The organism is Slackia faecicanis (assembly GCF_003725295.1).
Taxonomy (GTDB): domain Bacteria; phylum Actinomycetota; class Coriobacteriia; order Coriobacteriales; family Eggerthellaceae; genus Slackia; species Slackia faecicanis.
The window spans coordinates 109,145-130,933 of the sequence record NZ_QICB01000005.1 but is presented as its reverse complement, the minus strand read 5'-3'; the positions used below and the strand labels follow the sequence as shown (position 1 = coordinate 130,933).

Annotated in this window: 18 protein-coding genes, 1 tRNA gene and 1 rRNA gene; 13 read left to right on the top strand and 7 right to left on the bottom strand. The window is 60.4% G+C overall.

The genetic code is table 11. The features are described from left to right. Window positions 1-9 precede the first annotated feature (9 nt). A 5S ribosomal RNA gene (gene rrf / locus DMP07_RS07245) occupies window positions 10-123 on the top strand. Window positions 124-574: 451 nt separating this feature from the next. Here the strand turns inward: rrf and DMP07_RS07240 are convergent. From DMP07_RS07240 to DMP07_RS07225, 4 genes are all read right to left on the bottom strand, one after another. After that, complete coding sequence (locus DMP07_RS07240) at window positions 575-1,195, bottom strand: nucleoside-triphosphatase (RefSeq protein WP_123198475.1); 621 nt, start codon at window positions 1,193-1,195, stop codon at window positions 575-577. A gap of 266 nt (window positions 1,196-1,461) precedes the next feature. Continuing rightward, window positions 1,462-2,271, bottom strand: coding sequence for a Rossmann-like domain-containing protein (locus DMP07_RS07235; RefSeq protein WP_123198474.1), 810 nt, complete (start codon window positions 2,269-2,271; stop codon window positions 1,462-1,464). Window positions 2,272-2,335: 64 nt separating this feature from the next. Further along, window positions 2,336-3,130 carry an ABC transporter ATP-binding protein gene (locus DMP07_RS07230; protein WP_123198487.1) on the bottom strand — a complete coding sequence of 265 codons (795 nt, stop codon included), beginning with the start codon at window positions 3,128-3,130 and terminating at the stop codon, window positions 2,336-2,338. A gap of 54 nt (window positions 3,131-3,184) precedes the next feature. After that, window positions 3,185-4,285: a FecCD family ABC transporter permease gene (locus DMP07_RS07225; RefSeq protein ID WP_244594921.1), complete on the bottom strand. Its 1,101-nt coding sequence runs from the start codon at window positions 4,283-4,285 to the stop codon at window positions 3,185-3,187. Between the two features lie 288 nt (window positions 4,286-4,573). On the opposite strand from DMP07_RS07225, the gene DMP07_RS07220 reads away from it, so the two are divergent. The 4 genes from DMP07_RS07220 to DMP07_RS07205 all read left to right on the top strand — a co-directional run bounded on the left by DMP07_RS07220 (window position 4,574) and on the right by DMP07_RS07205 (window position 8,328). Then, complete coding sequence (locus DMP07_RS07220) at window positions 4,574-5,719, top strand: ABC transporter substrate-binding protein (RefSeq protein WP_123198472.1); 1,146 nt, start codon at window positions 4,574-4,576, stop codon at window positions 5,717-5,719. Between the two features lie 444 nt (window positions 5,720-6,163). Then, a complete protein-coding gene (tadA, locus tag DMP07_RS07215) occupies window positions 6,164-6,703 on the top strand; it encodes a tRNA adenosine(34) deaminase TadA (RefSeq protein ID WP_123198471.1) in 540 nt (179 codons plus the stop codon). 32 nt (window positions 6,704-6,735) lie between these two features. Beyond that, window positions 6,736-7,683: a 4-(cytidine 5'-diphospho)-2-C-methyl-D-erythritol kinase gene (locus tag DMP07_RS07210; RefSeq protein ID WP_244594919.1), complete on the top strand. Its 948-nt coding sequence runs from the start codon at window positions 6,736-6,738 to the stop codon at window positions 7,681-7,683. A gap of 96 nt (window positions 7,684-7,779) precedes the next feature. Further along, window positions 7,780-8,328 carry a LemA family protein gene (locus DMP07_RS07205; protein ID WP_123198469.1) on the top strand — a complete coding sequence of 183 codons (549 nt, stop codon included), beginning with the start codon at window positions 7,780-7,782 and terminating at the stop codon, window positions 8,326-8,328. Between the two features lie 110 nt (window positions 8,329-8,438). On the opposite strand, the gene DMP07_RS08935 is transcribed toward DMP07_RS07205, so the two are convergent. Then, the gene (locus DMP07_RS08935; protein WP_211324538.1) at window positions 8,439-8,615 is read right to left on the bottom strand and encodes a hypothetical protein; all 177 of its coding nucleotides are present in this window, start codon (window positions 8,613-8,615) and stop codon (window positions 8,439-8,441) included. Between the two features lie 65 nt (window positions 8,616-8,680). Here DMP07_RS08935 and DMP07_RS07200 point away from each other — a divergent pair, with 65 nt between their 5' ends. After that, a complete protein-coding gene (locus DMP07_RS07200; protein ID WP_123198468.1) occupies window positions 8,681-11,074 on the top strand; it encodes an S-layer homology domain-containing protein in 2,394 nt (797 codons plus the stop codon). Window positions 11,075-11,355: 281 nt separating this feature from the next. Here the strand turns inward: DMP07_RS07200 and DMP07_RS08730 are convergent. Next, a tRNA-Ser gene (locus DMP07_RS08730) sits at window positions 11,356-11,446 on the bottom strand. Window positions 11,447-11,723: 277 nt separating this feature from the next. Between DMP07_RS08730 and DMP07_RS07195 the strand changes: the two genes are divergently transcribed. After that, window positions 11,724-13,619, top strand: coding sequence for a DUF2207 domain-containing protein (locus DMP07_RS07195; RefSeq protein ID WP_244594918.1), 1,896 nt, complete (start codon window positions 11,724-11,726; stop codon window positions 13,617-13,619). A gap of 66 nt (window positions 13,620-13,685) precedes the next feature. After that, a complete protein-coding gene (gene purE / locus DMP07_RS07190) occupies window positions 13,686-14,153 on the top strand; it encodes a 5-(carboxyamino)imidazole ribonucleotide mutase (RefSeq protein ID WP_123198466.1) in 468 nt (155 codons plus the stop codon). A gap of 134 nt (window positions 14,154-14,287) precedes the next feature. Here the strand turns inward: purE and DMP07_RS07185 are convergent, their stop codons facing one another. Then, window positions 14,288-15,712, bottom strand: coding sequence for a response regulator transcription factor (locus DMP07_RS07185; protein ID WP_244594917.1), 1,425 nt, complete (start codon window positions 15,710-15,712; stop codon window positions 14,288-14,290). A 349-nt stretch (window positions 15,713-16,061) separates the two neighbouring features. Between DMP07_RS07185 and DMP07_RS07180 the strand changes: the two genes are divergently transcribed. From DMP07_RS07180 to DMP07_RS07160, 5 genes are all read left to right on the top strand, one after another. Beyond that, window positions 16,062-18,485 carry a DMSO/selenate family reductase complex A subunit gene (locus DMP07_RS07180; protein ID WP_123198464.1) on the top strand — a complete coding sequence of 808 codons (2,424 nt, stop codon included), beginning with the start codon at window positions 16,062-16,064 and terminating at the stop codon, window positions 18,483-18,485. A 31-nt stretch (window positions 18,486-18,516) separates the two neighbouring features. Next, window positions 18,517-19,137, top strand: coding sequence for a 4Fe-4S dicluster domain-containing protein (locus DMP07_RS07175; RefSeq protein WP_123198463.1), 621 nt, complete (start codon window positions 18,517-18,519; stop codon window positions 19,135-19,137). Between the two features lies 1 nt (window position 19,138). Further along, a complete protein-coding gene (locus DMP07_RS07170) occupies window positions 19,139-19,996 on the top strand; it encodes a dimethyl sulfoxide reductase anchor subunit family protein (protein WP_123198462.1) in 858 nt (285 codons plus the stop codon). A gap of 164 nt (window positions 19,997-20,160) precedes the next feature. Next, entirely contained in the window at window positions 20,161-20,790 is a 630-nt protein-coding gene (gene dmsD / locus DMP07_RS07165) for a Tat proofreading chaperone DmsD (protein WP_123198461.1), read from the top strand. 100 nt (window positions 20,791-20,890) lie between these two features. Further along, on the top strand, window positions 20,891-21,766 hold the full coding sequence (locus DMP07_RS07160; protein ID WP_123198460.1) for a dimethyl sulfoxide reductase anchor subunit family protein: 876 nt from the start codon (window positions 20,891-20,893) through the stop codon (window positions 21,764-21,766). Window positions 21,767-21,789: the final 23 nt, after the last annotated feature.

Here is a 21,789-nt window from a genome sequence, read left to right as displayed (position 1 = left end):
GCCCCGCGCGAGCGCGACCACGGAGGCGGGGATCGCCCGGTCCCATGCCGAACCCGGCAGCTAAGCCCGCCATCGCCCGACGTACTGCGGTGTAGTCCGCGGAAGGCAGGGTCGTCGCGCTCGCGCGTGGCGCTTCGCGCCTGGAAGGGGCCCTTCGGGGCCCCTTCCTTTTTTGATTGCATAAAGGCTCGCTCTGCATTCGATGGCAGGGCGAGCCTTTTTCGTTCTGGACTCCGGCGACGTTCGGGGTCTCTGGCGAAGCTTTGTTCGCGTTGCTTGGCTAGGGTGCGACGGCGATTGCAATCGGCGGAGAGACCGCTTCTTTTTTGTGGTTGAGGATTGTTGCGTCTGGCTCGTTTTGCCCGTTTTCTTGCCTGCGATCGGTGTCGCCCTCGTTCAAGGGCGGCCGTGGCCGCTTTCCGCTTCTGTTCGTGGGTGTAGATGACTTTCATGGCGGACCTCCGTTTCTGTACGGAATTATGTCCGAAGCCCCTTTTATCCCGTAAACCGAAAAAAAGTCCCGCCTCTGCGAGAGAGGCGGGGCATGTGCGCTTAGCGGTTGCTGCGCAGCTCTTTAGCGGTCTTTCGCGTCTGCGAGCAGCGGCTCTATCCAGGTTTTCCAGGCTTCGTCGTCGGGGGCGATGCGCGTGCTTCCTCCCCACATATCGCTGAAAAGCTCTTCGGTGCGCTCGGGAAGCCCGAACTTGTCGCCAGCGATCACGATGGCGTGCTCGTATACGCCGCAGGGACCTTGCTCAAGCATACTGATAGCTTCTGTGAGCCCTTCTCCACGGAGAAGCTCGAGCTGTCCGAGTTCATCGACGAACAGGACGTTTTTCGACGAGCCAAGGCGGGAGATGCCGTCTTTCAGCGTACGGAAGTGGTTGTTGACGTGGGCGATGGAGTCGTCCGATATGTGCCACCGCAGGCGAGCCCGTCCCGCCTGGCTTTCCGCGACGAAGTTTCCGTCCTGCTCGGCGAGGTCTGCCCGTCGTGCGAAGGGGACGAGTTCATGCTCCGGCAGCAAGAGGTTGTCGATGCCTGTTTTCTCGAGCGAACCGTCGTCGTGCTTGACCCAGACGCCGGGCGCAAGCACGCCGCTGCAGCCGACGCCGGTCGCTTCGAGCTTGCCGACCGCCTTTTGAAGCCAGCGGGTTTTGCCGATTTGAACGTTGCCCGTCAGTATCAGAAGCATCGATATTCCTTCCTTGTCGTCCGTGGGCGCGGCTTTCGCCTTGGAACCCTTGCGGCCGCGATGTGCGGTGGGGTTGCGCTCGTTGCGGGGGCTTGGGCGGCATCTCGCAATGCGAGCCGGTCAAGCCCCCGCTCCGACTGCCGCGCGCCCTTCTGTCTGCTGCCGCGCTCGAAGCATCTTGATATAGGTTGACTTGCCGCCGACTGCCGCGACGTCTTTCCGCCTGCCGCCGCGCTTTCGGTTCGGCGCCTGCGCTGGCCGGCGGACTAGTCCTGCAGGTTCAGTTCGAGGCCCGGCTTGACGACGCGCATCATCTGGACAGCTTCGCCGAACAGCCTTCCCTGGCCGCTGCGCACGGCGAACGAGGTCTTCTCGGGGTCGTTCACGACGCTGCCCGCCAGCACGTCGGCGTGGTAGTCGAACAGGATGGGCGACGCCACCACGCTCGGGCCCGTCAGGATACACAGGGAATCGCGCGACAGCTCGAGAAGGCGGGGCAGGGTCTTGTTGGTCGTCGTGGTGCCGGTGATGAACACGACGTCCTGGGAAGGCAGCACGTACTCGCATGCGGGGTCGGGCAGGTCGCCTTCGCTGCAGGAGCGCTCGAGCACCGTGAGCTCGTCGCAGCGCTCGGCCAGCTCGGTGACGTGGGGGAAGTGGCCGATAACGGCGACCTTGCCGCCCTTCATGTGCGGCGTGAACTCTCCGAAGGCTTCGCGCTTGCGTTCGTCGCGCGCGAGGGCTTTGGGCGCTTCGTAGACGGCTCCCAAAGGATCGAGCAGTTCTTTGCGCGAATACCAGGCGTTCAGGGCGGCCACGCCCAGGGTGGCTTCCTCGAAGTTCCAGCTTTTCGCGAGGCGCGCAACGCTTTTCAGGTCGCTCCCGCGCAGGTCGGGATGCTTGCGCGATCCGATCTTGCCGCCTTTCATGGTCCAGGCTACGCCGCATCCGCATTCGGCGTCGAGATAGGTCCAATGCAGGCCGAGGCTGTAATCGCGCACGGCGATGCCTTCAGGCACGCCGTCGATCAGCCTGTCGTAGAGCTCCCACGGGTCGGTGTGCGTCGTGTTCTCCATCGATATCGTTCCTTTCCGAGGGCGAGAGCCCTTCGTCGTGGCGGCGTCGGGCCGCCGGGATTCGTTAGAGCGGAATGCAGACGCGACGCGACGTTCCGTCCACGTCGACGTCTGCGACATGGATGGGCGTCTGGTAGATCGCCTCCATGCGTTCCTCGGTGATGATCTCGTTGGGCGTCCCTACGCAGGAGACGCCGCCGTCTTTCATGACGACGACCGTGTCGGCGCAATATACGGCGTGGCCGGGGTCGTGCGTCACCATGAGCACGGTGGCCCCGCGGTTCGACAGCTCCTTCATGCGCGAAAGCACGATCTGCTGGTTGCCGAAGTCGAGGCTTGCCGTGGGTTCGTCCATGACGATCAGCTCGGGCTGCTGGGCAAGGGCGCGCGCGATCAATACGAGCTGTTGCTGGCCGCCCGAAAGCTTCGTGTAGGTGCGCTCGGCGAGATGCTCGATGCCCAGCATGCAGAGCGCGTCCCATGCCACACGCTTGTCTTTGTGCGAAAGGCCCGAAAAGCGTCCAATGTGCGGCGTTCTGCCCATAAGCACCACGTCGGCGACGGAAAAGGGAAACGGCGGCGTATGCGCCTGCGGAATGTAGGCGATGTGCCGTGCGCGCTCCGCGTCGCTCAGCGATGCGACGCTCTTTCCGTGGATGAGGGCGCTTCCGCCCATGGGGGGCAGCAGGCCGAGAATCGTTTTGAGCAGCGTGGTCTTGCCGCAGCCGTTCGTGCCGATGATGCAGGCGAATTGCCCGCGGTCGAGCTGAAACGCCGCGTCATGGACGATCGTCTTGCGGTGATAGCCGCAGGTCAGGCTTTGCACGTCGAGAAGCGGCGCATCGGTGTGCGCCTCCATGGCATCGCGTGCGCATTCGGCGGAGGCCTGCGTATTCGAAACGAGCGGCATCGATTACCACCCCTTCATGTTGTGCTTGAAGATCACGATGAAGAACGGAACGCCGATGATGGCGGTAAGGACGCCGATGGGCATCTCGAGGCTGAGCAGCATGCGGCACAGGTCGTCGACGAGCAGCAGATAGCTTGCGCCGATGAACATGGATGCCGGAATGAGGGCGCGGTAGTTCGGCCCCACAATCGCGCGCGCGAGATGCGGAATGACCAGGCCGACCCAGCCCACGACGCCCGAAACGGCCACGGAAACGGACACGATCAACGTCGATGCGAAGATGACGACGAGGCGCACGCGCGACACGTTGATACCGAGGCTGCGGGCCTCTTCTTCGCCGAAGCTCAGCGCATTGAGCTTCCAGCGTTCAAGCATGAGCACGCCGAAGCCGGCGACCATGGGAAGGATGATGGCGAACAGGTCGTTCTGGTCGACTCGGGAGAAGCCGCCCATGAGCCAGAAGGTGATTTCAGGAAGCTTGTCGTTCGAATCCGCGAGGAATTTAAGCAGGGAAACACCCGATTGGAACAGGGTCGAGACCAGAATGCCGCCGAGCACGAGCCCGAGGAGTTCGTCGTATCTGATTACGCGATTGAGCCATACCACGCACCCGACGGCGGCCATGCCGCCTGCGAAGGCGAACAGCTGAACCATGGTGGAAGGCATGTCGAGGACGAGTGCCAGACAGGCGCCCAGGCTTGCACCCGCCGAGGCGCCCAGCAAGTCGGGCGAGACGAGCGGGTTACGAAACATTCCCTGGTACGCGGCGCCCGCGGCGGCCAGGGCAGCTCCTACCATCACGACCACGAGAATGCGTGGCAGGCGGATGTTGAGCAGGGCGGTTTGCGTCTGAAGGTCGACCGCTTCGGGGTTGAAGATGCTGTTGAAGACGGCCGGAACCAGCTCGCTTGGAGGGATGGGATATTTGCCTACCGAGAACGATGCGACGATGATGGCGAGAAGGGCGACGAGAATGCCCGCCTTTGCCCAGATGGAAAGCGGTTTGCCGAGCTTTTGCTCAGCGAGTTCGTCGTCGACGGAAGGCATTTCCCCCGTTTCGGCGCGCTGGGCGCGGCGTTTTGGACGTTCCGTATGGTGGTTCACGCGATGCTCCTTGCTGAGCGACGGAGCCGCTCATCCCCTTTGGTGCCGTTACATTATTCGCGAAAAAGAATATTTGCACAAGAGGATAAAAGACTGGACGAATCGGCGCACTGAGATTACACTCGGCTTTATTATTCTCGCTTGCGAATAATCGCGTATGCGAACGACGCGGTAGGATCGAGGGATTTCGCGGTTTTCGGAGCCGTTCATACGTGGCGCTCATCGTGTTCGCGAGCGGGCGGGCAGACCGGGCTCGGGGGTATCGGGTCCGCAAGGAAGGGGAATGGAATGAAAAAACCGATGAAGGGCGCGGCGGCCTTCGCGGTCGCCGGTTGTCTGGCGCTTTCGACAGCCCTGTTCGGCTGCGCGTCGGGAGAAAGCGAGCCCGCTTCTGAGGCGGAGCCGCAGGCTGCCGCACAGCCCGTTGCCACCGAGCAGACGGTGACCGATGATGCGGGCCGCACGGTGACGCTGCCCGCTGCCGAGCAGCTCGAGAAGATCTATTACACGAGCCCCGCAGGCCAAATCTTCTGCTTCACGCTGGCGCCCGAGTTGTGCGCCGGCACTACGATGGACTTCACCGAACAGGAGCTCGCCAACCTGCCCGCCGATATCGTCGACCTGCCGAATCTGGGCACCCTGGCCGGCGGCAAGGACCTCAATCCCGAGGCTATTATGGCTGCGGGCATTCAGGTGGTCTTTTCGGTGACTACGGTCGAGCCGGGTGAGAAAGACGCCACCAATGCCGATGACCTGCAGAACCAGACGGGCATCCCCGTGGTCGTGATCGACGGTTCTTTCGACAAGACCGCCCATTGCTACGAGGTGCTGGGCCGGATCCTGGGCAAGCAGGACGAGGCTAAGAAGATGGCCGACTACTGCACCAAGGTTGCCGCCGACGTGGCTGCCGCCGTCGCCACCGTTCCCGAAGACCAGCGCGTCAGCGTGTACTACGCCGAGGGTCCCGAAGGCCTGCAGACCGAGCCCACGTCTTCCTCGCACGCCTTGGTGTTCAGACTCGCCGGCGCCAAGAATGTCGCCGAAGACCTTGAAGCCGAGGGCGGCAAGGGCAAGACCCCCGTTTCCCTCGAGCAGGTGCTCGCATGGAACCCCGAGGTCATCATCGCATGGGATGCCGAGCGCTTCGAAGGCGGCTCCGACGAGCTGATTCGTACGGACCCGAACTGGTCCACGGTGAAGGCGGTCCAGGACGGTCGCGTGTACACCATGTGCCAGACCCCGTTTTCGTGGCTCGACCGTCCGCCGGCGGTGAACCGCTTCATCGGCCTGCAGTGGCTGGCCAACCTGCTGTATCCCGAGGCTTATGACATCGACATCGTCGAAGAGACCAAGAACTTCTACAGCATGTTCTATCACCGCGACTTGACGGACGGTCAGGTGATCGAACTCCTCGGCAACAGCTATCAGGGATAGCTTCCGACTCAGTCCCCCTTGTAGAAGAACGCCCGCGTGCGCCGCGGGCGTTCTTTTTTGCTTTTCGCAGGGCGCTTCGGCTGCGCACCCGTTTTCGCGCCGCGTCTTCGGCTCTCGTGACGGATGCGGCTTGCGGCGGGCTGCCGGGCTGCGTGGCGTCGTTCGCGCGCCGAAGGGCGTTTGCTGCCGAAGGGGCGCGAAGCCTGCGCCGCGCCGCGGCCGGCCTATGCGGGGCGCCTTCGGGCGCGTCCGCCCGCTTCGGGGCCGCATCGGGCTCGCGTGGCGGCGGTGCGTTTTCGGTGACGATGCGGGGCGGTTCCGGCCGTCTTTTATAATGGAAGGCGTCATGAACGAGAGGCGGCGCTTCGACGCGAGGGGCCTCGGTTCGCCTTCCGCGGGACGCGCTCGGCGTTCCGATTCGGCCGAAAAGGAGCGTTTTCGCAGATGATCGAGCCATGGTACCCAGTGTCTTCGACGGGGTTTCCGCTAGGCAGAGACGAATTGATCGAACAGGACGAGCGCTTCATGCGCTTGGCGATCGAGCAGGCGCGCCGCGCGGCCGCCGCGGGCGAGGTTCCCATAGGCGCCGTGGTGGCGTGTCAAAACGAGGCGATCGCCGAGGCGTGCAATCATCGCGAGGCCGACTGCGACCCGTCCGCCCATGCCGAATTCAGCGCCGTGGTGCAGGCCTCGCGCGAGCTTGAGCGCTGGCGTCTTCCCGATTGCACGGTGTATGTGACCCTCGAGCCCTGCGTGATGTGCGCGGGCCTTATGCATCAGGCGCGCATCGGGCGCTGCGTCTACGGCGCGGCCGATGATAAGGCGGGCGCCCTGGGGTCGTTGTATCGCGTGCATGCCGACGAGCGCCTCAACCATACCTTCGAGGTGACGTCCGGCGTGCTCGAGCGCGAATGCGTCGCATTGCTGAGGGATTTCTTCGCCGAACGCCGCGGAGAAAGGCAGCTGAAAGAGAGGAATCGATGAATCAGACGTGGACGGTTTTTTCGCCGGCGAAGGTGAACTTGCATTTGTCTATCGGGGCGAAGCGCGACGACGGTTACCACGACGCTTATTCGGTGATGCATGCGCTCACGCTGCATGACACGCTGACGGTGGCGTGCGAGCGCCTTGCCGAAGACGCTCCGCTCGAGGTGGACGTGCGCTGCACGGCGCATGGCGGCGTCGACGAACTTTCGATCGCGTCCGAAGACAACATCGCCCATAAGGCCATCGTCGCGCTTGCCGAAGAATGCGGCCTTTCCGAGGCGGGCTACCGTTTCTCCGTGCATATCGACAAACACATTCCGCACGCGGCCGGCTTGGGCGGCGGTTCTTCGAACGCTGCGGCCGCGCTTCTGGCGGCATGCCGCGCGTTCGGCATCGAGTCCGAAGACGAGCGCGCGCTTGCCGTGGCGACGCGCCTCGGCGCCGACGTTCCGTTTTTCCTGCGCGGCGGTTGCGCGCTTCTGGGCGATCGCGGCGACGCGTTCGAGCGCGCGCTCGAGCCTATGAACGCCCCTGTGGTGTTGGTGCGCCCCGACGAAGGGGTTTCGACGGCGGCGGCTTATCGTGCGTTCGACGAATGCGCAGTTCAGAGCGGCGTTCAGGCGCAGGGCGTTTCGGCCGAGCGCGCGCAGGACGTGTTGCTGCATAACAATCTGGCCCCTGCGTCTGAAACGGTGCTGCCCGAGCTTGCCGAGGTGAGAGGCTGGCTGCAGGAGCAGGGCGGCGTGGCCCGCGATGACCGCACCGGCGAGCCGTGCGTGCTTCTTTCGGGAAGCGGGTCGGCGACGTTTTGCATCTGCGAGTCGATGAACGCCGCCTATGCCGTGGTGTCGGCGGCCAAGCAGCGTGGCTGGTGGGCGCGCAGCTGTTCGTTCACGTCGGCGGGCGCGAGCATCGTCGAGCGCCGTGTGCCGAATGCGCCGCGTACGAACGTCGGTGCTGTGCATAAAAGCTGGTAACGGGGCGTTTTCAGAAAAACGTCCGTGCCGCGAGACTCGGTATAATCGCTTCCAGGGGCGCCGAGGCCCCTGCAGATGTCAAAGAAAGAGGGACCCATGGTCTTTTTGGTGATCGCCATTGTGCTCGCGGCGCTGGTCGTCGCGGCGGTCGTGATGTACAACAACCTGGTGAAGCAGCGCAACAGGGTCGATAACGCCTGGTCGCAGATCGACGTGCAGATGCAGCGCCGCCTCGATCTGATTCCGAACCTGGTGGAAACGGTGAAGGGCTATGCGGCGCACGAATCCGCGACGCTCGAAGGCGTGACGGCCGCCCGCACCGCAGTGGCGAACGCGTCCAACGCCCATGACAAGATGGCCGCCGACGATGCGCTCATGGGTTCGCTGAGGGGCCTGTTCGCCGTGTCCGAGGCGTATCCCGACCTGAAGGCCAACGCTAATTTCCAGCAGCTTCAGGCCGAGCTGTCTTCGACGGAGGACAAGATCAGCTATATGCGCCAGAGCTACAACGATACGGTCATGAAATACAACACGGCCATCCAGACGTTTCCCGCCGCGCTGTTCGCGGGATTGTTCGGCTTCAAAGAGCGCGAAAGCTTCGACGCTTCGTTCGACGCGCGCGTCGCTCCCGACGTCAAGTTCTAGAAGAATCGACTTTTCGCTCGTATCGAGCGTGTTGCGAAGGCGGTCCGTAAGGGCCGCCTTCTTTTTTGTCGGGCACGATGATGTGCCCACGCAAAAGGGAACAGTGCTCTCTATTCGGCGTTTACGCAGGCAAACACCGATTTTTCTTGTGAATTCGGCGGGCTTTCCGCGGTGTTTTCCCCTCGTGCGGGCGCGTGTGATTTTCGCATAGGAAGCGTCCTTGTGCTGACAAATTCACCGCTTAATAGCGGTGGAATATTCAGAAATGGGGTATTGCTGAGTTCCATAATGCGGACATCGCAAGGTGAGGCGCACGAAGCGCCTCGAGTTTCGCAGAAAGGATGAGAGTGCGATGAAAGAGAGCAAGATGTTCAAAGCGGGCCTTGGCCGTGCTTGCGGAGCCGCCGTTTTGGCAGGCGCCCTGGCCATGCCTTCCGTCGGTTTCGCGGCGGCGGGCTTTTCCGATGACGACGCGCCTCCAGGCGCGTGGTATGCGCCGCATATCCAGGCGGCGATCGATGCGGGCATCGTGCGCGGATACCCCGACGGCACGTTCCGCCCCGACCAGGGCGTGACCCGCGCCCAGGTGGCCGAGATGCTTTGCCGCGTCGAGGGCGCCGCGCTCGCCGAGGGGCAGATGGCGCAGGAGAACAAGACCCCGTGGTCCGACAATCCTGCGGGCATGTGGTACACCCACGCCATGAACTGGGCGTATGAAAACGGTGTGTTCACCGGCGACGGCAGCGGAACCTCCACGGTCCGTCCCGACGACGGCATCACCCGCGAAGAGATGGCGAAGGTGGTCGCGTCCTACATGGCGAAGTTCCGCGGCGCGACGGTCGATGTCGAAGGCCTCGATTGGCCCGGCGGAGCGCAGGCCACGCAGGGTATCGACGAAGTGTCCGAATGGGCGCTGCCGTACATGCTGTGGCTTTCCAACCAGGGCGTGATGGGCGGCCATGTGAACGGCGACGGCACCGTGTCGCTCGATCCGAAGGGCGCGGCGACGCGGGCCATGTTCTCGAAGGTCGCCGTGGCCACGTCCGAGTGGACGCCCGATGCCGAGCAGAAGGCCGCAGCGCCCGCGAAGGCCGAGGCCTACGACATCACGCAGGACGGCGCATCGATCCGCGCGTTCGACGGCGAAGGGGCCGACATCACCGCGAAGTGCGAGTTCGCTCTGGGCGGCGCTTGGCAGGCGTCGGGCGTGTTCTCGGGCCTGTCCGCCGATACTGGTTACGAGGCCGAAGTGCGTGTGGCCGCCGCAGACGATGTCGCTGCAGGCGATGCCGTGACCGTCTCGTTCCGCACGGCCGCCGAAGAGGGCCAGGGCCAGCAGCAGGGGCCGCAGCAGACGCAAAAGGCCGAAGCGCCGGAGAAGATCCGGGTCAAGGATATCGGCACTGATTTCGTCACGCTTTCGGCCAGCGCTCCCGGCCATGTCGATATCACCGATAAATGCGAGTTCAACATCGGCGGCGAATGGCAGTCCTCTCCGACGTTCACGGGACTCGAGGAGAACACGATGTACGAGGCCCAGGCGCGCGTCGCCGCTTCCGGCAATACTGCGGCGAGCGACCCTGTCAGCAGGACGATTCGCACGAGGGCCGAAGAGACCGGCGCGGTCGCTCCTACCAAGGTCGAGGCCTATGACATCACGAAGAACAGCGCGAAGCTGCGCGCATTCAACGCGAAGGGCAAAGACGTCACGTCGACGTGCCAATTCCTCGTTGATATGCACTGGCAGGATTCGTGCGAGCTGAAGAATCTCGCAGCGGGCACAGAATACACGATCGACGTTCGCAGGGTATGGGGCAACGGCCTCGAGGTCAGCGAGCCGGTGCAGGTCACCTTCCGCACCCTTGAGTCCGACGATCCCGCTGTTCCCGAGTCGGTGCACGTCCTGCATTCTTCGCCCACCATCGTCACGGTCCGAGTTCTTGATGCCGAAGGCACCGATATCTCGCGGCGATGCGAATACAGCGTCGACCATCGGGAGTGGCATGAGGTGGAGCATCTTCGTGGCTTGATGCCCGACACCGAGTACACGGTGAATGTGCGCGCGCGTGCGGTCGGCGGCGAACCTGCGGGAGACGTTGTCGTTTCGACGTCGTTTCGCACCGATCCCCCGCGAGAAGGAACGCAGGTAACGCGAGCCGAAAAGCCCGAGAGGGTCGAAGTCGTGCGGGTTCATCAGAACCAGGTCGACCTTCGGGCGTTCAATGCCGATGGCGTCAACATTACCGCGAAATGCGAATTCCGCACCAGCGACGGGCTGTGGCAGCGCGACCAGGCGATGTATCCCGGCGACACGATGAGCATGTACGGATTGACTCCCGGCGTCGAGTACACGGTGTATGCTCGCGGGCAATATTCGAGCGACTTGCATGACGAGGATGGAAGCCTCATCGAAGTGTTCCCCAGCGATACCGCCGAAGCGTCGTTCACGACGATATATGGCGCCGCAAGCGCCGAGGCATACGAGGTGGGCCCTGACTACGTGAAAATGCGAGCCTTCGACGTCGACGGTAAAGACATTACGGACAAATGCCTGTACGCCCTGGAAGGCACGGCGGTTCGCCCTCCCGACAGGCTTCCTCGTAAAGACTCCGTGCTGACGGGCCTTCGTCCTGATACCAAGTACCTCGTCAAGGCGTTCATGCCTAACGAGGGAGGCGCCAATGGAGAAATCAAGGCGAACCGGATTTATGTGTGGTTCAAGACGCCTCCCGCTGAAGAAGCGTAACGGCGCGAGGCTTTAACGCGTGTGGCTTTCGCCTGCGGCCCCGCGCGAAGCGACAGCATGGCTTTCAGCCAATATGCAGGCGTTCCTTTCGATATTCCCACTCCGGTCCTTGCCAGGCGGCCCCGTTTTCACGGGGTCGTCCTGTATATCGGGGCATGTTCTCTGAGCCATTGCGTTTTACTTGCCGGAGGGCGCCGCTCGATCTTCCGGCGCAGACGGTTCGCGGAAGCGCGCATATACGAAAACAGGCTCGGACGAATCCGAGCCTGTGGCATTCCTTCTGGCGGAGAGCTGGGGATTCGAACCCCAGATACCCTTTTGGGGTATACTCACTTAGCAGGCGAGCACCTTCGGCCTCTCGGTCAGCTCTCCGTAAAGGTGTAGGCTGCATAATAGCGTTACGGCTGCATAAAAGCAAGGAGTGTCGATGGTCTCGACTACGACAAATTCACAACGTCTGTTCCGGTCTGCTTCCGATTTTTCGATACAGCATGCGTCCGCTCGCGTTTCGTCTGCCACCGTTCGCGGCAATGACCTGCGGATTTGCGATAATCCCGCATCAACGGAACGGTCTGTGCGCGCCCTTTCGGGCGCGTTTTCTTCTCGCGTGCTCATTCTTGTCATTGCAATGGTCGTCGCGGTTTTTGCCGTGGCGTGCATAACTCCCTGCTCGGCCTATGCGAAAAGCTACACCTGCCCGAGCGTCGAAATAGACGCGACGGCCGCCGCCGACGGCACGCTTTCCGTCGCCGAAACGCGCACGTTCGATTTCGACGGAACGTTTTCGGCGGTGTGGTGGAGTTTCGACTCCATGCCTTCGAGCGAGTGCAAGCTCGCGGTTTCCTCGGTGTCTATGACCGCCGAAGGCGGCGAGGCGGTCGCGCTGCCCGAAGTGGAATTCCAGCGCGCGTGGCGCGAATCGGGCGGCCCCGCCGAGCCTGCGTTCTCGGTCGACGCGGATCGCAAGACGGTTTACGTGTTCGCGCCCATGGCGGATGCGCGGATCGACGTGTCTCTGACGTATTCCATATCCGACTTCGTGCAGGTCTATGACGACGTGGCCGAGCTGTACTGGCAGTACGTCGGCCACGGGTGGAGCGTGGACAGCGATCACGTGGTGGCGTCGGTGAGCGTTCCAGTGCCCGAAGGCGTCGACGCCCGCACCGACAACGCCTTGCGCGCATGGGGCCACGGCCCGCTCGACGGCACGCTTTCTTTCGGCGGGACGGGCGTCATTTCCATGACGGTGCCTTCGGTGAAGGCCGGCGGTTATGCCGAGGTGCGCGCGGTGTTTCCCCGCGCATGGATGACCGACGTTTCGCCGTCGTCTCCCGCGGTGCATACGGGAGAGCGCTTGAATTCCGTGCTTCAGGACGAAGACCGCCTGGCGAACCGGGCCAATGCCGAGCGCATCCGCTCGTTGGCTCTGATCGTGGGGTGCCTGATTATTTCGGTCGTCGTGATCGTGTGGGCGCTCGTGATGTTTTTCCGTCACGGCAAGGAGCATAAGCCCGAGTTCGACGAGCGGTATTGGCGCGACGTGCCCGAAAAGGGCGTCCATCCTGCCGTGATCGGCCGTCTCTGGCGTTGGAATTCGCAGAGTAAAAACGACCTTCAGGCAACGCTGATGCATCTGTCCAGCATCGGGGCTGTCCGCCTCGACGCCGGCAGCTACCGGCGCCCCAAGGGCTCGCACGAAGAGACCGTCAACGATTACTACATCACGCGCCTCTCGGGCTGGGAGGACAAGGTGGCCGGCAGCCCGATCGACGCCCGCGCCATGAGGCTCCTGTTCGACACGATCGCGGGCGGCGCCGATTCGCTATGGTTCGGAACCGTCACCCAGTACGGTTCCGAGCATCCCGAGGCGTTCATGAACGAGCTCAACGGGTGGCAGGGCGTCGTGACGGCCGAAACCAACAAGCAGGATTTCTTCGAGGCGAAGGGCGCGCGCTACCAGGGAATCATGTTCGCCCTGGGCGGCCTGGGCGTCATCGCCGGCATCTGCGGCTTGGTGTTCTTCGACAATTTCATCCCGCTGATCGCGGCCGCGCCGACCATCGCGGTGCTGTTCATCGTGGGCGCGGTGATGACGCGCAGGAGCAAGCACGCCGTCGAGCTGCACGCCAAATGCGAGGCGCTGCGCCGCTGGCTGAAAGATTTCAGCGCGCTTGACGAGCGTCTTCCCACCGACGTGAAGGTGTGGGGCGAAATGATGGTGTACGCCTATGTTCTGGGCGTCGCCGACGAGGCGATCAAGGCGCTGCGTATGCGCATGCCCCAAATCGTCGAAGACCCCGATTTCATGCCGGTGTACTACTGGATGATGCCCCATTATTACGGAACGGGCATGGGCGCTTCCGCGATGAACAGCCCGCTCGATGTCTTCACGGCCATGCAGTCGAACACGGTGGACATGGCGAAGGCGGCCATGAGCGCGGCTTCGGGCGGCTTTTCGAGCGGCGACGGCTTCGGCGGCGGCTTCTCCGGCGGCGGAGGATTTTCCGGAGGCGGCTTCGGCGGCGGAGGCGGCGGCGCGAGGTAGGCGCTATACTGCCTACGGAATGAAACGGCGCTGAACCGCCGAATACCATGCGATAGGAGATACCTCATGTCTTGCGATCACAAGAAGCCTGTCATCGGCATCATCATGGGCAGCGAAAGCGACATGCCCGCTATGGAGCCCTGCATGAAGCAGCTTGACGAGTTCGGCGTTCCCTACGAGGTGAAGGTGGCGTCCGCCCATCGTAAGCCGCTCGAGGTGCACGAGTGGGCCGAGTCGGCCGAGGAGCGCGGCATTCGCGTCATCGTGGCCGCCGCCGGCAAGGCAGCGCATCTGGGCGGCGTCGTGGCCGCTTACACCCCGCTGCCTGTGATTACGGTCCCCATGAAGACGAGCGACCTGGGCGGTTTGGATTCGCTGCTTTCCATGGTGCAGATGCCCTCCGGCGTGCCTGTGGCCTGCGTGGCGATCAACGGCGCGAAAAACGCCGCGGTTCTGGCGGTTCAGATGCTCGGCACCGGCTGCGAGAACGCCCGTCAGAAGATCAAGGACTTCAAGGCCGCCATGGCTGAATAGCGCATCGGGTCGGGCCTCCGACCGAGGCGACGGTCTTCATATTAAGTACTTTAGGCCGCTGGAGCGTTTGCGCTTCGGCGGCCTTCCTTTTTACATACAGCGAGGCGGGCTGCCGCGAGCGGCTTTGCGACGTCCTACCTTAAGGCACGGGGGTCGAACGAGTTGACCAGGTCGACGAGTTCTTGTTTGCGATGGATGTCAAGTTTCGCATAGATGCGTTTACTGTGCGTTCTGATGGTGTTTTCCGAAACCGTAAGGGTTTCGGCAATGCGCGCAACCGTGCTCCCGCGCGCTATCAGCTCCATCACTTCCGCTTCGCGGTCGGAGAGCTTGTAATGTTTCTTTACCAGGATGCATTGCTTGGAGATGCGATCGACTAACGGCCTCTCCCCGGTGCTTTCCGTTTCCGCGCTGGCGCTCGGCCTGTTGCGTTTTGCGGGGGCAGCGGCTGTGGGAATCAGTTCGATACGCTCGGCGCGAGCTCTATTGGGCGACAGCGCCTGCTTGAATCCTCCTTGTCCGACGAAATACACCAAAGCTAATAGATATATCGATAAGAGCGCAATCGGTGTGAGTGATTGCGATCCGAAGGCGTTCAGGTCTCCGACGAAAATGCCCATGATATATCCGGCGTCGTGGAGCATGTAGACGATGCCGCCGAAGAAGCCGTAGATGAAAACAGGATTAACGCTGCGCTCGCGCGATGCTTGAGCGCATTGGATCATCATAAGGACGACTGCGCAATCGTAGAGGGCGTAAAGGACTCCCGCGAATGGGGCGATATAGTTTTTTCCGAGGATCGGTAGGAGGACGAAAGCGCTTATGACGAATGGGAATACGACGCGAAAAGCCGATGAAATATTAAGTTGCAGCGATTTTTTCTGCCATGTTGCTGTGAAGGCGACTCCTACAATAAGCATGCTTGCCATGGACAGCATATTGACGGTCGCTCCAACCTCGGGGCTTTCGATGGCGATCGCTCGAATGACGCCGCACGAAAGCGCAAATGCACCTATGCAAAAGGCGCTTCTCCAATAATCCTTCAAGGTCTGCAGATACGAGCCCGCATGCTGTCTTGGAAGATTTTCGAACATGGGCTGTGACAGGTCGGTGTTGCGACTTGCTATCAGGATGGAGAGGGCGAATAGCGGCATGAAAACCGACGGGATGAGAAAGACCGTCACCGCTGGGGGAATGAGATAAAGGGCGAAATAAATTATCGGAGCGAATACGGTTCCCAGAATGAGATCCCTATTGCCGACGGCTGGCTTTTGCGAGGCGAAGAGGCGTTGCCATGCCATATAGAAACCTGCCGATCCAAAACCTATAAGAGCCCCTCCCGCGATTGCGAGCTTCAGTGCGCTTGCTTGTAGATATACGGCCGCGATGAGTGCGCACCATCCCAAAAGATAGGGAAGCCCTGCTGCCCAGACGAGAAATCTGCGCGCTGGTCCGGGGAAAAAGCACACGCCTAGGGTGCTTGCGAAATAGCTTGATGCGAAAACAAGTGATTGCGCAAGGAAAAATGCTGCGGTGAACGAGCTTGTTTGAATTGCCATGGGGAGGAATGGGAAAACGCCGCCCCATACGGCCGTCGCGTTTACGGCTAGAAAAAGCGCATATCCAAGGCTACGTGTGTTGGGCGTGTATTGTGCGTATTTTTTTGCATTCCCCATGGACCCCCCTCGTCGCTTTTGCAATTTTGGCAAGTCTATCGTGCGGCGCGCTTCAATATGCTCGTTTTACTGAAATATGTGACATTTCTCGAATGCAAAACGTTAAATGACACGTTGTATGTGACACGGCATGGCACCTTTCGGGCGCATACTTCGGGGGTCTTCTCGACCGTTGCTATTGCGAATCGATCGCGACGGTCTATGTATGGGTATTTCAAAAAAAGGGGGAAACATGTCCACGAACACGCATGCCGTGAGTCGTCGTTCGTTTCTGAAGACGACAGGCGCTCTTGGCGCTCTGGCTGCGGCCGCCGGCGGCGCTGCAAGCGCCGATGCCATGTTCGGCACTGCGCCTGTCGCTTTCGCCGACGGGCAGGAGACGACGACCTGGGGCCATTGTGCCATCAATTGTCCTGGGCGTTGTTCTCTCCGTTTTCACGTGAAGGATGACGAGGTCGTTTGGGTCGATACCTTTACGAGCAAAGACGCCGGTTTCGATGACCTTCAGCCGCGCGCATGTCTGCGCGGCCGCACTTATCGTCGTTGGCTTGCTCACCCCGATCGCCTGAGCTATCCCATGAAGCGCGTCGGCAAGCGCGGCGAAGGAAAATTCGAGCGCATTAGTTGGGATGAGGCGATCGACACGGCCGCATCGAAGCTGAAGGAGGTCATTGACACGTACGGAAACGAGGCGGTTTTCGTTCCGTATGCTACGGGCGTCTCGGCCTCTACTTCTCGTCCGTTTAACCGAATGCTCAATCTTGTGGGCGGCTATTTGAATTTCTACAATAGCTACTCTACGGCTCAAATTTCTTGCATCACTCCGTATATGTATGGCAATAAGCAGGCGGGCGGTTCTACGCTCAGTGCTGCAGAAGATGCCGAACTTATCTTGATTTTCGGTTCGAGTCCCACGGAGACCCGTCAGGGTGGTTTGACCACGCATTACGACTGGGTTCGCTTGCGCGAAAAAACCAATGCGAAAATCTATATCATCGACCCCCGCATGAACGATTCGGTCATGGGGCATTCTGAGACGTGGTTGCCGATCAATCCCGGCACCGATGCTGCGTTTGTTGCCGGCGTTGCGCACTACCTTATCGAGAATGACATGGTCGATCTCGACTTCCTGCATACCTATTGCGTGGGCTATGACGAAGAGACCATGCCGGAGGCGTACAAAGGCATGAATATGTCTTACTACGACTACATCATGGGCCTCGGTTATGACATGGTTGAAAAGACCCCTTCGTGGGCGTCGAAAATCACGGGCATTCCCGCAGAGACTATCGAGAAGATCGCTCGCGAAATCGGCACCACTAAGCCTCTGTATGTCAATCAGGGATGGGGTCCTCAACGTCGTTCCAACGGCGAATGGACTGCCTGGGCCATCATGGCATTGCCGTGCCTCGTCGGCCAAATCGGCCTTCCTGGAACCAGCAACGGCACACGCGAGGCCATCCAATCGTGTTCTCTGGGCAAGCTGTCTGCGGGCGAGAACCCCGTGAAGAAGAGCATTCCGTGCTTCTTGTTTACCGACGCTATCGACCATGGCCCCGAAATGACGGCGAAAAACGCCGGCGTTAAGGGGGGAGATAAGCTTGAAGTCGGCATTAAGTACATGATCAATTATGCAGGCAATTGCTTGACCAATCAGCATTCCGATATTAACAAGGCCCACGATATTCTGGCCGATGAGAGCAAGTGCGAGTTTATTCTGGGCATTGATACCGTGATGTGCGACTCGCTGAAGTATTGCGACATCATCTTGCCTGACTTGTTCCGTTTCGAGCAGGTTTCGCAGATCGCGACCGGTTCAGACCACGGCTACATGATTACCGGTCAGCCGTGCACGTCTCCGAAGTTCGAGCGCAAGACCGCTTACGAGATGGCCTCTATGATGGCCGAGAAGCTGGGCGTGAAAGAAGAATTCACCGAGGGCAAAACCGAGGAAGAGTGGATTCGCGAAATTTACGAAGGCACTCGCGAGAAGAATCCCGCTCTCCCGACCTGGGAAGAAGCCGTTGAGCAAGGTGTTTATGTCGAGAAAAAGGCACCTTTCATTTCGATGGAGAAGTTTCGTGCCGACCCCGTTGCCAACGCCCTCGATACTCCTTCGGGAAAAATCGAAATCTTTTCGGAAAAGCTGCTGCAGTTTACCGAGGGCTGGGAGCTTCAGGATGGCGATACTTTGAAGGGGATGAGCACCCTTCCTCCTCTTCCCGTGTATATCCCCGAATGGTACGGCGTTGAGTCGACTACCGATGAGTTCCCTCTGGTTTTGACGGGCTTCCACTACCGCGGTCGTATTCACTCTTCTTGGGGCTTCATCGAGGACCTCAAGGAAGTCAACCCTCAGGAGGCTTGGATCAATCCCCTGGATGCGCAGGAGCGCGGCATTGAGCAGGGCGATACGATTCGCGTTAAAAACCAGTTCGGCATCATCGAGCTTTTGGCGAAAGTTACGTCGCGCGTTGTTCCTGGAACCGTGGCGGTGTCTCAGGGAGCCTGGCATATGGCCGATATGTACAGCGATCCCGAACGGGTTGATAGGGGAGGCAGCATAAACACGCTGACCACCCAGCGTCCGTCTCCTCTGTCTAAGGGCAACCCGCAGCACACCAATATTTGTCAGGTCGAGAAGGTTTCCGCATAAGCGGGCCGTGTGACGAAGAGAGGAATGAGATATGACTCAGTATGCGTTTCATTTCGACGCGACGCGCTGCACTGGCTGTAAGACCTGCGAGTTCGCTTGCAAGGACTACAAAGATCTCGATGCCGATTCGGCGTATCGCAAGGTCTACGAATGCGCCGGCGGCGAAACTGTTCGCGATGCCGATGGATGCATCAGGACCACATGCTTCAGCTACCCGGTTTCCATTTCTTGCAATCATTGCGATAGCCCCGCATGCATGCAAGTCTGCCCTACGGGCGCAATGCATAAGGACGACCAGAGCGGTCTTGTGAGCGTGGACGAGGGGAAGTGCATCGGCTGCGGATATTGCCACATGGCGTGTCCGTATAACTCGCCGAAGGTCGATCGTGAGAAGGGCCATTCGGTTAAGTGCGATGGATGTGCCGAACGCCTTTCTGCGGGAGAGTCTCCCGTTTGCGTGGAGGCGTGCCCTGCGCGTGCTCTGGCGTTTGGTCCCGTTGAGGAGATGGGCAAGCTCGGGGAGCGCGCGAGCATTGCGCCTTTGCCCGATGCGTCGCTTACTTATCCGAATTTGTTTGTAAAGGCGTGTGCTGATGCCCAGCCTTCCGATAGCCGTGCGGGTAAAATCGTGAATCCCTTGGAGGTGCTCTAATATGGAAACCGCTTTGAATGAACTGCCTTTGGCGATCTTCACGACGCTGGCACCGTTGGGCGCAGGCGCTTTCGTCGTGCTGGCCATTGCTGTTTGTTCCCTCAAGTTGGAGGCCGGGCAGCTTAAGGCTATCGACCGTTTGTCGCTGATTCCTGCTGGAGCAGTGGCAGCCGGCTTTGTCGCCTCTTTCTTCCACCTCGCTTCGCCCCTTCATGCTCCGAGTGTTTTCATGGGCATCGGGCACTCTCCTCTTTCCAATGAAATTGCGGTTGGCATGGTGTTCTTTGTGGCCATGGCTGTCTATGTTCTTCTCGGAATGTTCGGCAAGCTCTCTCTGTCGGTTCGCAAGCCTTTTTCTTTGGTCGTTGCGGTGCTCGCTTTGATTTTCGTGGTGTTTACAGGTTTGGCCTATATGATGCCCACTATTCCTTCGTGGAATTCCCCTCTCGTCCCTCTTGAGATGTTGGGCATGGCTCTTTTCGGCGGTACGCTTATCGGCCTTTTCGTTCTTGCGTTGGCCGGCGCCATCGATGGCCGTGCTGCGCATATGGTGAAATCCCTCGCGTTCATTCTCGGCTTTTCGGGTTTTGTCGCAGCTGCCGTTGCTCTCGTCGGTCATGTTGACATGTTGGGAGAGCTGTGGAGCCCCGCCGTTGCGGGTGCCACGTTGGCTGAGCCTGTCGTGCCGTATCTGTGTGGCGCGGGTCTTTGCGGGGTCGTCGCTGTTGCGTGCTTGGGTGTGGTCTGCTTTGGTAAGAGGACTTTGGCTCCGGCCGCCGTCGGCTCGGCTGTTGCGCTTGTCGGTACGTTTTTGGTGCGTTTCGCTTTTTACGCTATGCAGATGTCCATAGGTTTGTAAGAGCCGAAATAGGCTGGCAGGGCGAGCGGCTTATGGCCGCGCGCCCTGCTTGATTTCGATGCGACGACGTTGCGCCCCGGTTTCTTGCATTTCTTTTCGCGAGCTTGCGCAGGCGGTTTTTGCGTCTTGCGTAGCGCGCCGTCTGCTTCAGGGAAAGGACGCTTATGTTCGATAGATATGGCGAAGCCGCAATTGCATGTGGGGCTTTGGGCCCGTTTTTTGTGACCGATCCGAGCGCCGATGGAATGGATGTCGCCTTTGCTGCCTATGCGGGCATTGATGAGGTCGTTGTTGCGAGAGAGTGGCCGTTTGTGAGCCGCGACAAGGCGCGTGATTGCTTGTCGCTTATGCGTGAAGGATCGGCGCGGGGTGTGGAAGACGCCCTTGTATGGGAGTATCGCCGCTTGTTTGTGGGGCCCGGCCCCATGCCCGCGCCGCCGTGGGGTTCGGTCTACACCGATCGAGAGTGCGTGGTATTTGGGGAGGCGACGCTCGCCTTGCGCTCGTGGATGCGTTCTTCGGGCATTGCTCGTTTGGGTGACGAGAAGACCCCCGAAGACCATATCGGACTCATGTTGCTTTTGGCTGCGTGGCTTGCTGGTAACAGGCCTGAGCTGATGGGCGAGTTTCTTCAAGAACATCTTTTGCCTTGGTCTTCCCATATGCTTGACCAGCTCGAGAAGGCTTCCTGTCATCCGTTCTATCGCGGGATTGCGGGATTGGCCAAGTTGACGCTTGAGGGCCTGGGGGAGGCTATGGACCTGCATCCTGTCGAGCCGCGTTTTTATCGCTAGTGTTATTTTAAGAGCGCGCTCTGGCGCGTTCTTTTTATATGCTAAAGCTTCGTTTTCGACGTGCGATTCAGCGTTGACGGCATGAAGACGGGAGGTGGGTATGCCGCTTGGATTCGAAACGGCGTTAGGGGAGATAACGCTTGTTTTGTTTACTACGTTGGCCCCTTCGGGCATTGTGGCCTGCGCGATAATGGCGGGAGTTTTAGTGTTCTCTCCCCTCGGCGCCGCCGAAAGGATTCGCATCAACCGTGGCTTGTGCATTCCTCTGGTCATTACTATGGTGGGATTGGTGGCGTCTGCTACGCATCTCGGGAGTCCCGCGAACGCGTTGTATGTGTTTCTCGGGGTGGGGCGGTCTCCATTGTCGAACGAAGTGTTTGCGGCCGTGCTTTTTTTGGCCTCGTGCGGATTGTACTGGCTATTTTGCTTTACCGAGAAGCAGTATGTGACCGCCCAAAAGGCCTGGTGTGTTTTCGTTATCGTGACTGGAGCGGTGTGCGTGGGGGCTATTGCCCGTGCCTATGACGCCCCTACTATAGTTACGTGGAGCACCCCGTTCGTTCCCGCGAATGTGTGGCTTTCGGCGTTTGCGGGAGGGCCGCTGCTCGGTATGGCTTCGCTGCGTGTCGCTCGCGCTGTCTGTTTGCATAGGCTTGCGAGCAAGGTGTTGCTGGCTGTTTCGTTTGCTGCTTTGGTCGCGAACCTGTCGGTCCTGGCGGCGCAAAGCATCGATCTTTTCAATATTTGGAACGGATATGGGACCGCGGCGAGCTTGGTGCCGTGGTACCCCGCGATGGTGGTTCTATACGGCATGGCGGGAATTGCCGCCGTGCTATTTGTTGCTGCCGGGATGCGCGGAGGCAAGCTGCCGAGCGCATCGAAGCTCGGTGCTTGTTGCGTCTTGTTTTTTGCGGGTCTTTTCGTTGTGCGGTTCGGTTTTTATATGATGCATATGACCTATGGTGTGGGTATTTGATCTCTTGTGGTGTTGCAAGCGAG